Raw genomic sequence first — 14,908 nt, 5'->3', positions numbered from 1 at the left:
GCGCATTGAAATATACAGCCCGTACCCTCGTCCTTTTCTTCGCATTCCTCTTCGTATCGAACAGCAGGGCGCAGATGCCCGAAGGGGTCGAGGAATCGCTCCTCGACGTGAATCAGGAGGTCGTGGCGTCCGGCTTCAAGATCCCGTGGGCCATCGCCGTGATCGATGACGAGGAGTACCTGATATCGGACCGGATGGGAACGCTCTATCACTATCGGGACGGCGAAGCCGTGGCGCTGGAGGGCATCCCTGTCTCGTTGCCGTTCGAGATCGGCGGGTTCGTCTACGGTGGTCTCATGGACGTGAGCCTGCATCCCCGGTTCGCCGAGAACCGGCTGGTGTACATCGCCCTGGTCAACCAGGTGGGGCGTATGGTCGTGTCTCGCTTCAGGTTCGCCGACCGCACTGTCCGGGACCTCAAGCTGATATTCGAGTCCAATGCGTTTTCCATCGGGTCGCGCATCGCGTGGAGCGATGACGATCACTTTTTCGTCTCGCTCGGCATGGGCGGGTATCCGCGTCCCGATCCGGGCGCGCAGGATCTGGCCATGGATGTCGGGAAGATCCACCGCCTGATGGCAGATGGGACCGTGCCGGCGGACAACCCGGTGTTCGACGGTGCGACCGCGCCGACGAGCATCTGGAGCTACGGGCACCGGGATCCGCAGGGGCTGTATTTCGACGCGGAGGCGGGTATCCTGTACGCCACGGAACACGGCCCGATGGGTGGCGATGAACTGAACATCGTCCAGGGCGGTAGCAATTACGGGTGGCCGCTTTTTTCGTACGGCGTGAACTACGACGGATCGCCGGTATCCGAACTGACGGCGGAGGAGGCCGGCAAGACCACCGTGCTTCCCGAAATGCACTGGGGGCCTGACTTCAACATGGCGCCATCGGGGCTCGAACGGCTCGATGGTGCGCTGTTTCCGGCGCTAACAGGCTACTTCGTGATCGGGTCGCTCGCGCAGCGCCGGCTCATCGCGTTCGACGTCGCATCGAAAAAAACCCGCATCCTCCTGAACAACATCGGGCGGGTCCGCGATATAGCGGAGCTGTCGGATGGCAGCCTGTTGATCCTGCTCGACGCCGGCAGTCCCGACCCCTCCGATACCGGCCGCGTCGTGAAGCTCACGCCGAGGTAGTCGTGCGACGAGCGCGTCCACCCTCGTGGCACCGGTTGTGTGAATAGCTTGATCGTACAGCATCCTGGTTGGCATCCAGATATGGAATTCGATCCAATGACGAGGCTTGTTCATGAACAACGCGAGCTTGCACGAGGCAATCATTTCATCGTTCTTGCAGAAGCAACGCGCGCCTGGTGTTGAGGAATTGGCAACGAAGTTTTCGTCGCGTGTCGATGATGTCCGCAAGGCGCTACGAGCCCTGGCGGACTACCACGGCGTAGTCCTTCATCCGAGGACGGACGAAGTCTGGATTGCACATCCCTTCTCCTCTGCCCCGACGACCTGTGTGGTGCATTCCGGTGACAAAAAGTGGTGGGGCAATTGTGCGTGGTGCTCGTTGGGCGTGGCTCGTCTGGCGGGGGGGCGATGTGGATATCGAGACCCGGATCGGTGGAATCGACGAGATGGTCCGCGTTCGGATTCGGGATGGCGCTGTGATGGACAAAGACTTTGTCGTGCACTTCCCGATTCCGATGCATAAGGCGTGGGACAATGTGGTCTATACCTGCTCCGTGATGCTTCTTTTTCAAAACACAGCACAGGTTGTGGAGTGGTGCGCGGAGCGAGGTGTTCCCGTCGGCGATGTCCGGCCCATCGAGCAGATATGGTCGTTTGCATCCGAGTGGTACTCGCGCCATGCGGATCCAAATTGGGTCAAGTGGACGGTCGCCGAGGCAGCTGAGATGTTCAACCGACATGGATTGACAGGGCCCATCTGGGCGCTGCCAGAGCAGACGGGCCGCTTCTAAACGGGCCGTCGTTTTTAGTAAACCACCGCCAGGCTACGCACTCAAGCATTGGGCAGGCAAGGATTATCTAATATCCCGCAGACTACAGTGCGAACTAGATCCATTATCATCACGAAAATCGGCGCGGTGAGCTCATGGCGGGCACCTGTCTGTCAGCACCGGAATGAATGACTGATCTTACGCAGCCGTGTGCCTGGTAATCTGATGCAGGATGCAGGATGCAGGATTTTGTACCGGGCAACAGGCTTTTTGGACGAAATCCTGCATCCTTCATCTTGCATCCACGATGGACACGATGCCTTGCGTAACACGAGTTAATGAGTGACGGCAAAATCAGGTTCAAAGAAGAATGGCAGTGGTTGTCCGGCGACAGGTCATCGGGCTACTCAGAAATCGTCGAGCAATACATGCGTAGCCGGGCGTTCAGTCGGACACATTCCCGCGGCTCGGTGATTACCACGCCGGCTGCGACGGGCTTCCCGTCATCGCCACTGGGGGTGCCGGCTCGCTTGATCCAGTGCGGGTAAATCCGTTATGTTGAAAGGGTAGTGATGAATTCGGAACCGAATGATTTTCGACGTGAAATGGGTACAGCAACCGAAGACGACTCCAACGGCTATGAGGCGGTCGCGGCCATCTACATTGCCGGACGAGGTATCCGTCCACGCGCTGGCGACTCTATCGGTGCCGCGGTCGTGAAGGCCTGGGCAGACGCATTTCCGCCTGGCGCGACGGTGCTCGACCTTGGCTCGGGCCCCGGTGAGCCGAGCACGCGGATCCTTCAGGAGGCCGGCCTCACGACGTACGCCGTCGACGCGTCACCAACCATGGTTGCCGCGTTCCGCGAGCGGTTTCCAGGTGTGCCGATCGAGCGAAGTACCGTCGAGGCCTCGGAGTTCTTCAACCGGACTTTTAGCGGCGTTCTTGCCTGGGGTCTGATGTTCTTACTTGAGCCGGCAGCGCAAGCGCTTGTCATCAAAAAGGTGGCGCGCGTGCTCGAGCCACAGGGGCGCTTTCTCTTCACCGCCCCCCGGCAGTCTGTGCATTGGTTGGATGCCATGACCGGGCTCCGGTCTCAATCCCTCGGCGAGCATACGTATGAGCGATTGCTGCGCGATGCGGGCCTGAAGTGGGTCGCCGACGCCCTGGACGAGGGCGAGAACCATTATTACTTTGTCGAGAAAGTGTAGGTCGGAATGCTGCTCGGACACGCAAAACAAGCCGGCACTTCGAGCGCCCGGTGGTCCGTGTCGTTGAGCTACCGTGCACGAAAAGGTGATGCGTCTCTGGAAACTCATTTTTCCTTGTCAGCGACAACCCGGTGTCGCTACTGGATGGGCTGGCTTCCGTCAACCTGACCTACGAGCCCAAGTGGATTGATCTTCCCAATCGTGCATCATAGCCTCTGAATCAGGGCATTCTCTTCCCCTGATCATCTATCTTATGCCTACGCCAAACCCAAGCGCCTGACCAGAGCCCCAAACCCGATGCCGGCGTTTGTCCGCAGCGCACTCGACGAACGAGGACTCACGGAGGCGCATAACGCGCGCCCGCCCTATCAACGGAATGACTACCTGGGCTGGATCATCGGGGCGAAGCAGGAGGCAACCCGGATGAAACGCCTTGACCAGATGCTCGAGGAGCTTGAAGGGGGGAGATTGTACATGAACATGGTCTGGAGGCCGCGATCGGAACGGGGCTGACTTCGCAGCATCGACCACAAAACAGAGTCACACCCATGAAAACGATGACTTGCAAAGACCTTGGAGGAGCCTGCGACCTTGCGTTTCACGCCGGCACCTTCGAGGAAATCGCCCGGATGAGCCAGAAACATGGCAAAGAAATGGCCCAACAGGGCGACAAGCCCCACCTGGATGCCATGAGCGCGATGCGAGACCTCATGCACTCCGAGGGTGGCATGGCCCGGTGGATGGACGAAAAGCGGATGCTGTTCGACGCCAGGGCTGAGGAGAAATGATGCCTTGCCGGCGCATCGAGGTCGCTTTGTTCACGGCAGCTTGATGCGGTCGAATCGCACCTCATCACGGGGAGCCGTTCTATATCCTCGTACAAGCGGCTTTTCATAGGAACGTCGTTGTGCCGGGGAGGCACATCCTGTTATCTTGGCCACGACGGAACGGAGTTCGTCAGGCCATAACCCCTGAAGAGGACACCAGCCGATGAACAAAGTGACCCCTTTCCTGATGTTTAACGACCAGCTTGAGGCGGCCAACGAAACGGAATCCCCATGAACCCCACCGCACATCACGACGAGCGTATCGCCAGGATGACCTTCGCATCGGTGTATCCACACTACGTTGTAAAGGTCGAGAAAAAGGGGCGGACCGTGGATGAACTTCACCAGGTCATCACATGGCTGACTGGATTCTCGGTGGATGACCTGCAGCGCCTGATTCAACATGGCGCGACCTTCGAGCAGTTCTTCGCTGAAGCCACGCTCAACCCGAATGCGAGCCTGATCACCGGGTCCATCTGTGGCTATCGCGTTGAAGAGATAACCACCCCGTTGACCCAACAGGTTAGATACCTCGACAAGCTGGTGGACGAACTGGCCAAAGGACGCAAAATGGAAAAGATTTTACGGTCGGCCTAGCGTTCGTTATCCATGTTTCTCGTTCGCGTTTCCATAGGTCCAAGTACCATCCACGGCTTCGGGGTCTTCGCCGCGGAGCCTATTGCCCGGGTACGGCCGTCTGGCGATTCACCCCGGGCTTCGACCTGGAGGTAGAACCGGAGGCCATCGACGCGCGCCTGAACAACTACGTCCTTTGCTGCGACGAGGCGAGGTTTCTCAATCACGCGTCGGAGCCGAATCTGGTGCAGGACCTCACGGAGGGTGGGCACGGCGTGGATCGCGCGGCGCGCGACATAGCCGTGGGAGAGGAATTGACGGTGGACGACGGGACGTTCGAAACCACGTGGAGCCGTAACCCGTGACGTTTGATCCCGTGCCTTCGCAGCGCGGACTAGCATCACGTGGAGGATATCGAAACGTCAAAATCAATGAGATGGCAATGACATCCGAGGCGTGTTGACGCAGGCGCCGAGGCGACATACATTGATTGGGCCATGCAAATTAGCCACAAACACGACATCCATGAAAAGGCTACAAGTGGCTCCGATCCTTTTAGCCGCGCTCCTCGTGGGGAGCTTCATGGTCCCGGCCATGGGGCAGGCCCCAACTTCCCTGAAAGAAGCCTACGCCGGCGCCTTCCGGATGGGCAGCTCGGTGAATGGCGCCATCGTCGCCGGCGCCGATAGCCTGGCGCGAGACATCGTGCTGCGGGAGTTTAATACGATCACCTCCGAAAATGTGCTGAAGGCCGGGCCGATCAACCCGCAACCGGGCGTGTACCGCTTCGAGCCGGCGGATGCGTTTGTGGCCTTCGGGGAAAAACATGGCTTGTTTATCGTCGGGCATACGCTGGTCTGGCATAATCAAACGCCGGACTGGTTCTTCCAGGATGAACGCGGCGAACCGAACACGCCCGAGGCGCAGATCGAACGCATGCGCCACCACATCGAAACCGTGGCCGGCCGATATGCCGGGCGTATCGACGCCTGGGACGTGGTCAATGAAGTCATCGATGACGACGGGTCCTACCGCCCCACGAGCTGGGTAAACGGCATCGGAAACGGCGACGATCTGGTGAAGCTGGCCTTCCGCTTCGCCAGCATCTACGCGCCGGAGACCGAGCTTTACTACAACGATTTTAACGCCTGGATACCCGCAAAAAGAGACGGCATCGTGCGACTGGTCCGTATGCTGCAGGCCGAGGGGATTCGGATCGACGGCGTGGGCATGCAGGGACACTGGGGACTCAATTATCCCGAAATCAACCTTGTTGAGGCCGCCATCGATTCCTTCGCGGCCTTGGGGGTGAAGGTGATGATCACGGAGTTGGACGTGGATGTGCTGCCGCTCACCCGGGAGGGCCAGATCATTGGCAATGCGATGAGTCACCCGCAGTTTCAGCGCGAGGAATTCGAGAAGTACCTCGATCCGTACCCCGATGGCCTCCCTGAAGCGGTGCAACAGACGCTGACGGCGCGGTACGCGGAGTTGTTCAGGCTTTTTTACCAGAAGCGCGACAAGATCGACCGGGTGACGTTCTGGGGCGTGCACGACGGCATGTCCTGGAAAAACGGCTACCCGATTCCGCGCCGCACCAATTACCCGCTGCTGTACGATCGAAACCGACAGGCCAAGCCGGCCCGAGACGCCGTGGCGCGTGTCCCGCTGGATGAGGCCCGGTAAACCGTGCCGTTTTTTCCCACAGGGACGTTCCTGGAGACCCACGTGAATAGCGGAGACGTGGGTCTGGGAATCCGACGAACGCGTTGTGGGCTTCATGCCCCCTCGGGCCCGTACCTGCCCTGATCCGGTTGCGGCGCAAGGCGTCCCGGCGCTACATTGGGGTGTTGTACAGGGCCCGTCGCAGGGAGCGACATCACACATCAGGATAAAAAAGATGGCACGAGTAACCGGAATCGGCGGCGTCTTTATCAAGAGCAACAACGACAGCGCGGCGCTCGCCGCGTGGTATCAGAAACACCTGGGCATGCCGGTCGAGAGCTGGGGCGGGGCGGTGCTCCGCTGGCCGGACGACACCGCCGAGGACAAGGGGCTCACGGTGTGGACCGTCGCTAAAAAAGAGAGCAAGTGGTTCAGCCCCAGCGAATCCGCATTCATGATCAACTATCGGGTGGACGATCTCGATGCGCTCATCGCGCAGCTCCGCGCCGACGGCGTCGATGTCGTAGGCGGCCCTGAATCCCACGAAAACGGGAAGTTCGCCTGGATCATGGACCCCGATGGCAACAAAGTGGAGCTGTGGGAGCCGATGCTCTGGGATGAAAAGAACAAGGACGCATGAAGCGATGCCCAGGCGCCGGCGTCGCCTCGCTTTTGTGCCGCTCAACCAGGCTTTAGGCGTCGGCCGGACTCACCTGTAGACATCCCCATGACCCGCCCTGCGCCTGTGAACGGCTACGACGTGTCGGACGACAAAACGCGTCTGGATCTGGACCTCATCCATGGATTCCTGAAGGACAGCTACTGGTCTCCCGGCATCCCCCGTGCGGTGGTCGAGCGCGCCATCCGGGAATCGCTGTGCTTCGGCGTCTACGCCGGCGCCGACCAGGTAGGCTTCGCCCGCGTGGTGACGGACAAGGCGACGTTCGCGTATCTCGCCGACGTCTTTATCCTCGAAGCGCACCGGGGGAAGGGGCTTTCCAAGACGCTCATGGCGTTCATCCTCTCGCACCCCGACCTTCAGGGCTTGCGTCGTTTTATGCTTGCCACGAAGGATGCGCACGGCGTGTACGCGCCGTTAGGTTTCACCGCGCTCGGCCATCCGCAGACCTACATGGAAATCCTGCGTCCGGATGTGTATAAACCGCGTTGACCTGTACGAAACCGTATCGCACGCCGGCATATGACGAACGAAGCACGGTGCATCTCGAACGCTACATACCGCCCACTGCGCATCCGCTCCATCCGTTTGTACAATCCTTGTTCTTCGCGCGCAGCGCCCACGCCAGGGAGCTCGTCCTGCCGAAATGCAACGTGGACCTCCTTTTTAATCTGGGCGATCCCGTGCGCGTCGAGGTCGTCGCCAGGCCGGCGGCCGTTCTGATGTGGACCAGGTCTCTCGTGGCGGGTTTGCAGACAGGCGCATTGTTATCGAAACCTCAGGGATCGATCGCCATCTTCGGCATCAGTCTGAAGGCCGCCACGTGCCGGGCCGTGCTGCCGTTGCCGCTCTGCGAGATCACCGACCGCGTGGTGGACGGCGCGCTCGTCTCCCCCGATCTGGACCGTGTTTGGGGGTGGCTCGGGGAGGACCTCCGCTTCAGCCGACAGTGCCGCCTCGTGCTCGACTGGCTCGCGTCGCGTCTGTCGCCACCCGCGCAGGCCGATCTCGTCCACGGGGCGTGCCGGCTGCTCGATGCGTTTCCGGACGGGCGATGCATCGATGCGGTGTTGCAGGCGTCCGCTGTGTCGCCCCGTCATCTTCGACGCCTGTTCCAGCACCATGTGGGGGTAGGGCCGGCCCAATACCTGCGGCTGAGCCGGTTCAACAAAGCGCTTCACCTCATGAACTCCCCGCTTTCACTGACGGAAATCGCGCTCGAGGCGCTTTATTTCGATCAGGCGCACTTCTGCCGGGACTTCAAGGAGACGACCGGGATGTCGCCGGGGCAATATCGACGTGAAGCCGGCCTCGCGCCGGGTCACGTTTTTTATCCGTGAAGACCCGGTAGCCTGGTCCGTTTCATACAATCGTCGGGTTTTCGAATCGCCGATCTTGCGGCTGGCAAACACAACACTCCATCCGAAGCAAGGTGATTCCATGAGACGTGACCCATCCCGCCTGTGGCGCGGGCTGTTCGTATCCGGAGGTCTGCTGTACTTCGCAGGCTCGTTCAGTCATCCCCGGGGCATGACGATGGCGGAGATGCTGGTCAATCCCGCCTGGATTCCCGCACATGCGGCGGTATTTGTCGGCTTCCTGATGCTGGTTGCGGGATTGGTGGCGTATCGCCGCGCCGTCTCCGTCCCGCCGGCGATGGACCGGTGGCTCCGTGCGACGCTCGTGCTGGCCGTGTTTCAGGTCATCGAGATGGGACTGCACACCATGGCGTACGTCGACGCCGACGCGGTGTCGGGCACAGCGTTTCACGGGGGCATGTCGACGCCGGTGCTGACCACCCACCTGTGGCTTTCCACCCTCGCCTTCACGCCCTTTGCGGCTGCCTTGATCGGCCTCATCGGCGTGGGGCAGCGCGAACGGTTGCTCGGGTCGCCGTGGATAGGGTGGCTGGGCATGATCGCCGCCGTCGCCTATGGCAGTGTCATGTGGCTGGTGTTTATCATCGAGGTCGACTGGGCCGGCGTTCTTTTTCCGATCGCTCACCTCGGCGTGTCGCTGTGGTTTGTGCTGGCCGGCGTCTGGCCGATCCGGCAGGACGCGGCCAGGGCCGAAGACGCGGCAGTCGCCGGCGTCGTGGGTGCGAGGTCCTGAAGGTCGTACCGCGTGAGGCCGTGTTGGACGGCTGGCTGTCGATTTGTGCCGCCACGTAGCGCGAACTATCTTGCCGGCGGCGCGCCTGAAAGGCGCCTCCCTCCACGGTTCGTATCTGCCTCGCGAAGCGCCGTTGGCGCCGGAAGTCACGGCTCCCCATTGTGTCTTGACCAGGCACGAGGTGCGGCGCGCTTGTCGAGATGCGTACGGCATAATGTGGTCAGGCATCCGCCGCTTGGTTATCGGGCGGCCTACAATGGGACATCGCTTCGTAAAGGAGGCACTATGAACGGTTCGCTGCTCGTCAACATCGTTTTGATGTATGCCATTTTAATAGGCATCAATATTCCGGCTTCGTTCTTCGGCATCGATTTCAACGAAGAAGAAGCGCGCCAGCGGTTGTGGTTCGAGCCGCCCGGATATGTCATCCCGCTGGCCTGGTTCGTACTCTTTACCCTGCTCGGCACGGCGCGTTATCTGCTGCTCAAAGCGCATCCCGGCACGGGAGCGGATTGGCTGATCTTGATCCTGGCCGTGGTCTGTGCGTCGTATGCGTACTACACCATCGGACTGGCCCGGCTGACGGGTGTCTCGGCGCTCTGGTTTGGATTGATCGGCAACCTCGTCGTGATCGGGCTGGCGCTCGTGGCGGCGTACGGCGTCGGGGCGCTCAACGCGCGCGCCGGCCTGCTCATCCTGCCCGTCGCACTCTGGACGACCTACGCCACCGCCATCGTACTCGGAGAAATGCGTGTTCAAGGGCTGGTGTGATCGCGCCACGACGATCTCGCGTGGCGCGACCTGCAGCATGTGCTGAGGGGGCGCCGCGCGTGGCACCGCTCCAATCGGTAACAACGGTATCACGCAGCTCTCATGGATCAAAACCGACCCCTTGACGCTTCCGGCTCGTCTTTTTTGCGGCCGTTTTACTTTGAAATACGCTGCGAAGAAGATGTGATGTGGTTCCAGGAAGTCTCCGGTATCGATGCCGGATCGGTGCCCCTCGACGAACCGTCGTCGGAACGTCCGAATTTCTCGTTACACAACCCGCCGCCGCTCTCCGCGCAGCCAAAACTGACCTTGAAACGAGGGATTCTCCGGCGTACGAAGTTCTGGGACTGGGTCGAGATGATGCATCAGGGGAATCTGTCAGGCGCCATCGAGACCAGGACGATGACCCTCAGTCTGCAGGATGAGGAGGGATTGCCGGCGGCGGTCTGGACGGTGCATCAGGCCTTTCCGGTTCGCTACACCGCGGCACCCCTGGCAAACGCGTCACGCGACGAATTTGCGGTCGAATCCATTGAATTTGTCTATCAGTCCATCGTGCTCCAAACACGGTAGATGCCTACAGGCACCGAGGCGTCCTACGACAACCCGAGCCCGGCCACGCACACCCCTGAGCCATGAAATCGTTCGTTCCCCTGGATCGCCCTGCTTTCGTCGTCGCCCTCGCCGGCTGCCGGCCTGACGCCCCGCCCCGCCCGCGCCCAACATCATCCTGCTCCTCAGGGATGACCACGGCTGGGAGGAGACCGGTTACAACGGGCACCCGGTCGTCCGGACCCCGGTGCTGGACGCCATGGCCGCGGAAGGGCTCCGGTTCGACCACTTCTACGCCGCCCACCCGACCTGCTCGCCCACGCGCGGCAGCATCCTCACGGGACGGCACCCGAACCGCTACGGCACCTTCACGCCCAACTACTCGATCCGCCCCGAGGAGATCACCCTCGCCGATCTGCTGGGCGAGGCCGGCTACCTGCGTGGGCATTTCGGGAAGTGGCACGTGGGCCCCGTCGATGCGGCGTCGCCCACCAACCCGGGCGCGATGGGCTTCGACGAATGGCTCTCGCACGACAACTTCTTCGAACTCGATCCGCCGCTGTCGGACAACGGCGGCCCGCCCCGCGTCTACCCGGGCGAAAGTTCGGCGGTGCTGATCGACCGGACCCTCCGATTCATCGACGAGGCCCGGGAGCAGGACCGCCCCTTCCTGGCGTTCGTCTGGTTCGCCTCGCCGCACGAGCCCTACAGCGGGCTGCCCGAAGACCTCGCGCTGTACGACGACCTGCCGGCCCGCTATGCCGGCCGCGACTCCATCACGCTGACCTCGAACGAGACCGGCCGCCCCGTGCGCCGCGCCCTCGGCGACGCCCTCCGCGAACGCTACGCCGAAATCACCGCCATGGACCGCGCCATCGGCCGGCTACGCGACTATCTGCGCGATCAGGATCTGCGCGACAACACGATCGTGTGGTACGTCGGCGACAACGGGACGCCGCCCGGCGAGAGCGTCGATACGCCGCTGCGGGGCGCCAAGGGCGATGTCTACGAGGGCGGGACGCGGGTGCCCGCCGTCGTCGAGTGGCCGGCGCGGATCGCGACGCCGTGTGCGACACGCGTGCCGGCCGTCACCAGCGACTTCCTCCCGACGCTCGCCGCGATCGCCGGCGTGTCCGTGCCCTCCGGCCGGCCCCTGGACGGGCGCGACCTCGGCCCGGTGCTCGACGGCACGCTCGACACGCGCCCCGAGCCCATCTTTTTCTGGCAGTACGACACGCGGCAGCTCGCCGGCCGGGACCTCCAGCCCTGGATCGACCCCGACCTGCAGCGCGGCACCACGCCGCTCGTCAAGCTGATGAACGGCATCGCCACGCGCAATTTCACGAACTACCGTTTCCCCGAAATCACCGCCGGCGACCGCCGTGGCCCCCGCGCGATGGTGGACAACCGGTACAAGCTGGTCGTCCGCGACGGCCCCGATAGCGCCCCGGTGCTCGAACTGTTCGACATCGAGGCCGACCCGGCTGAAACCGTCGACCTCGCCGGCCGCGAGCCCGCCGTAGCGGCGACGATGCAGGCCGCGCTCGAGGCCTGGCAGGCGTCCGTGCTGGAGAGCCTGTCGGGGGCGGATTATGGTATGGGGAATGCAGGTCGATGATGAAATACGGTCGTTGATGAAATACGCCGGCAAGTCAGCTCGCCAACCCGTCTCCTCCTGTGCCCGAACCCCTCAACAAAACCATTGAAACGCTGTACCGCGCGGAGTCGGGCCGGGTGCTGGCGACGCTGGTGCGCCTCCTCGGAGACCTGGATCTGGCGGAAGAGGCGATGCAAGAAGCCTTCGCGGCGGCGCTCGAGGCGTGGCCGCGGACGGGGGTGCCCGCCAACCCGCGGCCCTGGCTGATCTCGACGGCGCGCTTCAAGGCCATCGACGGCCTCCGCCGGCGCGCGCGGCGCGACCGGACACCGTTGGAGATGACTCCCGACACGGACGCGGCGTTCGAGGAGGCCGATCCGGATCTTGCTGCGAGCGATGACGCGATCGAAGACGATCGGCTCCGGCTCATCTTCACCTGCTGCCACCCCGTCCTGCCGCAGGAAGCCCAGGTGGCGCTCACCCTGCGCGAAGTCTGCGGCCTGACGACACCCGAGATCGCCCGGGCCTTTCTGGTCGCGCCGGCGACGCTGGCCCAGCGCATCGTGCGCGCCAAGGCGGTCATCCGGGAAAAACGGATCCCCTACCAGGTGCCGGCGCCGCAGGACGTGCCGGAGCGGCTGGCGTCCGTTCTGCAGGTCGTCTACCTGATCTTCAACGAAGGGTATTCCGCTGATGCTACGCGCGCCGAACTGAGCCGCGAAGCCATCCGCCTGGGCCGCCTCGTGATCGACCTGCTGCCGCTTCAGGCCATCGATGAACCCGAGGCGACCGGACTGCTCGGGCTGATGCTGCTGCAGGAATCCCGCCGCGCCGCCCGCGCCGCGCCCGACGGCAGCCTCATCCTGCTGGAGGCGCAGGACCGGTCGATGTGGGACCGCGCCCTCATCGCCGAAGGCATCGCGCTCACCCGGCAGGCGCTCGGATCGGGCCGGTTCGGCGCCTACACGTTGCAGGCGGCCATCGCGGCCGTGCATGCCGAAAGCGCCTCCACGGCGGAAACGGACTGGCGCGAGATCACGCGGCTGTACGACCGGCTGCTGGAGATGCACCCCTCGCCGGTAGTCGAACTGAACCGCGCGGTGGCCCTTGCGGAGTGCGAGGGACCCGAGGCCGGCCTGGCGGAGATCGATGCGCTGCTGGCGCGGGGCCTCCTGACGGCGTACCCGCTCGCCCACGCCGCCCGCGCCGACCTGCTGCGCCGGCTCGGTCTGAGCGCAGAGGCGAAAGCCTCCTACGAAAGCGCGCTGGCGCTGACCCAGCAGGAACCGGAGCGGCATTTCCTCGCCGAGCGAATCCGGCAGCTCGCGTGAATCCGGCGCGGGTCGTGCGTGTCGCGTGGGGACGGTCAAAATAAATTTCGGCGCCGCTGTCGATTTCGGATCGGCCGGACGACTATCTGGTGTAGCGCGATCACCGGTCACAACGTGCCCGGCACCCGATAGCGCCTGAACATCGAACCCTTAGCCAACGCATCACCATGCCTCAGTATCTGATTGCCAGTTATCTGCCCGACGATTTCGACCCGTCCACGCTCACAGAAGAGATGGTCGAAACGATCTACGCGGTGAACCGCGAACTCATCGCCGCCGGCGCCCGGAAGTTTGCCTGCGGCCTTACCCCGGCCAGCGAGACCAAGACCCTGCGGCCGCAGCCCGATGGCAAGATCACCGTCACCGACGGGCCGTACATCGAGACCAAAGAGCACATCGGCGGCCTGTTGATTCTCGAAGCCGCACATCTCGAAGAAGCGCTCGACTGGGCGCGCAAGGGGATGGTCTGGGGCGCGGTGGTCGAGGTCCGAGAGATCCAGTTCCACCCCGATCCAAACGCGGCCTCGGAGTAAGCCGGCTGCGGCGATTTCACCTCAAACCGCATCCCACCCACCTGGCGTTTGAAACCCGATTCGGCAGGCGTCGTAGATGGCTATATAAAAATCGTATATAGCATCTACGAACCCGGCCACCATGCTACCCAAACCGCTTGTCGCGGCCTCCGTGAGGCCCATTATCCTGACCCTCCTCGCCGACCAGGCGATGTACGGTTACGAAATCATCCAGCGCGTACGGACGATCTCCGACGGGCAAATCCAGTGGACGCCCGGCAAGCTCTATCCCCTCCTTCATGGCCTTGAGAATCAGGGCCTGATCGAGGCGTTCTGGCGGCCGTCCGAGGAAGGCCCGGACCGCAAATATTACCGTCTGACCGAACGCGGCGCGCTGGCGTTAGCGGGGGAGAAGCAGTCCTGGCTCGATCTGAACGCCATACTGGTGCGTCTGTGGGGCCCGGATGTTCACCTTCAGCCCGCACGGTGAGGTAGCGATGGAATCTCGATTCGATCTCAAGACGGCGCTGGCGACGTGGCGTCAGTTTCAGGTTCGCCGGCAGGGTTTTCTCACGGAAGACCTGGACGAACTGGAGGTGCATCTGCGTGCCCATATGGCGGAACTTAGGCACCAGGGGATGTCGGATGAGGCAGCGTTTCGGGAAGCCGTGCGCGCGCTCGGGGACCTGGCTGACGCCGAGCCGGCGTACCGCAGGGTGTACTGGGGCAAGCTTCGCCGGCGAAGCCAGGTGATGGATGAGCTGCGATCGAGGGCCACGATGCTCGGGAATTATCTGAAGATCGCGCTGCGCACCCTGCGCCGGCAGAAAGGCTACAGTTTCATCAACATCGCCGGCCTGACGCTGGGGATGGCCTGTTGCCTGCTGCTTTTCCAGTACGTGGCGTTCGAGACGAATTTCGACGCGTTCAACACGAAGAAGGACCGGCTGTACAGGGCCACGTTTGGTTATACGCGCGGAGACGGACAGGAGGGAGTCAGCGCCACGAGCGTGCTCGCCTTCGGCCCGACCATGGCGGAGCACGTGCCGGGCATTCTGCGCTATGCGCGCATCCTGCCGACCTACGGGGGAGTGGTGCTCTCCGATCCGGGCGCAAGCGACAGCCGCTCGCTCACCGAGGAGCGCGCACTCTTCGTGGAT

Annotated in this window: 18 protein-coding genes; all 18 read left to right on the top strand. The window is 62.7% G+C overall.

Annotated elements, in window-relative coordinates; genetic code table 11:
* A partial coding sequence (locus tag R2834_24425) for a PQQ-dependent sugar dehydrogenase (protein MEZ4703499.1) occupies positions 1 to 1,145 on the top strand: 1,145 nt, incomplete at its 5' end.
* Positions 1,146 to 1,471: 326 nt separating this feature from the next.
* Positions 1,472 to 1,936, top strand: a complete 465-nt coding sequence (merB, locus tag R2834_24420; GenBank protein MEZ4703498.1) for an organomercurial lyase — start codon at positions 1,472 to 1,474, stop codon at positions 1,934 to 1,936.
* 551 nt (positions 1,937 to 2,487) lie between these two features.
* The gene (locus R2834_24415; protein ID MEZ4703497.1) at positions 2,488 to 3,126 is read left to right on the top strand and encodes a class I SAM-dependent methyltransferase; all 639 of its coding nucleotides are present in this window, start codon (positions 2,488 to 2,490) and stop codon (positions 3,124 to 3,126) included.
* 557 nt (positions 3,127 to 3,683) lie between these two features.
* The gene (locus tag R2834_24410; protein ID MEZ4703496.1) at positions 3,684 to 3,914 is read left to right on the top strand and encodes a hypothetical protein; all 231 of its coding nucleotides are present in this window, start codon (positions 3,684 to 3,686) and stop codon (positions 3,912 to 3,914) included.
* 270 nt (positions 3,915 to 4,184) lie between these two features.
* The gene (locus tag R2834_24405; protein MEZ4703495.1) at positions 4,185 to 4,550 is read left to right on the top strand and encodes a DUF2200 domain-containing protein; all 366 of its coding nucleotides are present in this window, start codon (positions 4,185 to 4,187) and stop codon (positions 4,548 to 4,550) included.
* The gene (locus R2834_24400; protein MEZ4703494.1) at positions 4,481 to 4,894 is read left to right on the top strand and encodes an SET domain-containing protein; all 414 of its coding nucleotides are present in this window, start codon (positions 4,481 to 4,483) and stop codon (positions 4,892 to 4,894) included. Before R2834_24405 ends, R2834_24400 begins: the two co-directional genes overlap by 70 nt.
* A 160-nt stretch (positions 4,895 to 5,054) precedes the next feature.
* Positions 5,055 to 6,215 (top strand): endo-1,4-beta-xylanase, encoded by a 1,161-nt coding sequence (locus R2834_24395; protein ID MEZ4703493.1) that lies wholly within the window; start codon positions 5,055 to 5,057, stop codon positions 6,213 to 6,215.
* A 214-nt stretch (positions 6,216 to 6,429) separates the two neighbouring features.
* Entirely contained in the window at positions 6,430 to 6,834 is a 405-nt protein-coding gene (locus R2834_24390) for a VOC family protein (protein ID MEZ4703492.1), read from the top strand.
* A gap of 87 nt (positions 6,835 to 6,921) precedes the next feature.
* The gene (locus R2834_24385; GenBank protein ID MEZ4703491.1) at positions 6,922 to 7,365 is read left to right on the top strand and encodes a GNAT family N-acetyltransferase; all 444 of its coding nucleotides are present in this window, start codon (positions 6,922 to 6,924) and stop codon (positions 7,363 to 7,365) included.
* Between the two features lie 47 nt (positions 7,366 to 7,412).
* On the top strand, positions 7,413 to 8,213 hold the full coding sequence (locus tag R2834_24380; protein MEZ4703490.1) for a helix-turn-helix transcriptional regulator: 801 nt from the start codon (positions 7,413 to 7,415) through the stop codon (positions 8,211 to 8,213).
* 100 nt (positions 8,214 to 8,313) lie between these two features.
* On the top strand, positions 8,314 to 8,985 hold the full coding sequence (locus tag R2834_24375) for a hypothetical protein (protein ID MEZ4703489.1): 672 nt from the start codon (positions 8,314 to 8,316) through the stop codon (positions 8,983 to 8,985).
* A gap of 285 nt (positions 8,986 to 9,270) precedes the next feature.
* Complete coding sequence (locus R2834_24370; protein MEZ4703488.1) at positions 9,271 to 9,756, top strand: tryptophan-rich sensory protein; 486 nt, start codon at positions 9,271 to 9,273, stop codon at positions 9,754 to 9,756.
* A gap of 102 nt (positions 9,757 to 9,858) precedes the next feature.
* Positions 9,859 to 10,329 (top strand): phage tail protein, encoded by a 471-nt coding sequence (locus tag R2834_24365; GenBank protein ID MEZ4703487.1) that lies wholly within the window; start codon positions 9,859 to 9,861, stop codon positions 10,327 to 10,329.
* A gap of 151 nt (positions 10,330 to 10,480) precedes the next feature.
* Positions 10,481 to 11,926, top strand: a complete 1,446-nt coding sequence (locus R2834_24360) for a sulfatase-like hydrolase/transferase (protein MEZ4703486.1) — start codon at positions 10,481 to 10,483, stop codon at positions 11,924 to 11,926.
* A gap of 59 nt (positions 11,927 to 11,985) precedes the next feature.
* Positions 11,986 to 13,236, top strand: coding sequence for an RNA polymerase sigma factor (locus R2834_24355; protein ID MEZ4703485.1), 1,251 nt, complete (start codon positions 11,986 to 11,988; stop codon positions 13,234 to 13,236).
* Between the two features lie 167 nt (positions 13,237 to 13,403).
* A complete protein-coding gene (locus R2834_24350) occupies positions 13,404 to 13,769 on the top strand; it encodes a YciI family protein (GenBank protein MEZ4703484.1) in 366 nt (121 codons plus the stop codon).
* A gap of 121 nt (positions 13,770 to 13,890) precedes the next feature.
* The gene (locus tag R2834_24345) at positions 13,891 to 14,238 is read left to right on the top strand and encodes a PadR family transcriptional regulator (GenBank protein ID MEZ4703483.1); all 348 of its coding nucleotides are present in this window, start codon (positions 13,891 to 13,893) and stop codon (positions 14,236 to 14,238) included.
* A 7-nt stretch (positions 14,239 to 14,245) separates the two neighbouring features.
* Positions 14,246 to 14,908: permease prefix domain 1-containing protein (locus R2834_24340; GenBank protein ID MEZ4703482.1), on the top strand; the 663-nt coding region annotated here is incomplete at its 3' end.

The organism is Rhodothermales bacterium, from assembly GCA_041391505.1.
Taxonomy (GTDB): domain Bacteria; phylum Bacteroidota; class Rhodothermia; order Rhodothermales; family JAHQVL01; genus JAWKNW01.
This window is presented reverse-complemented; position numbering and strand designations above follow the sequence as displayed.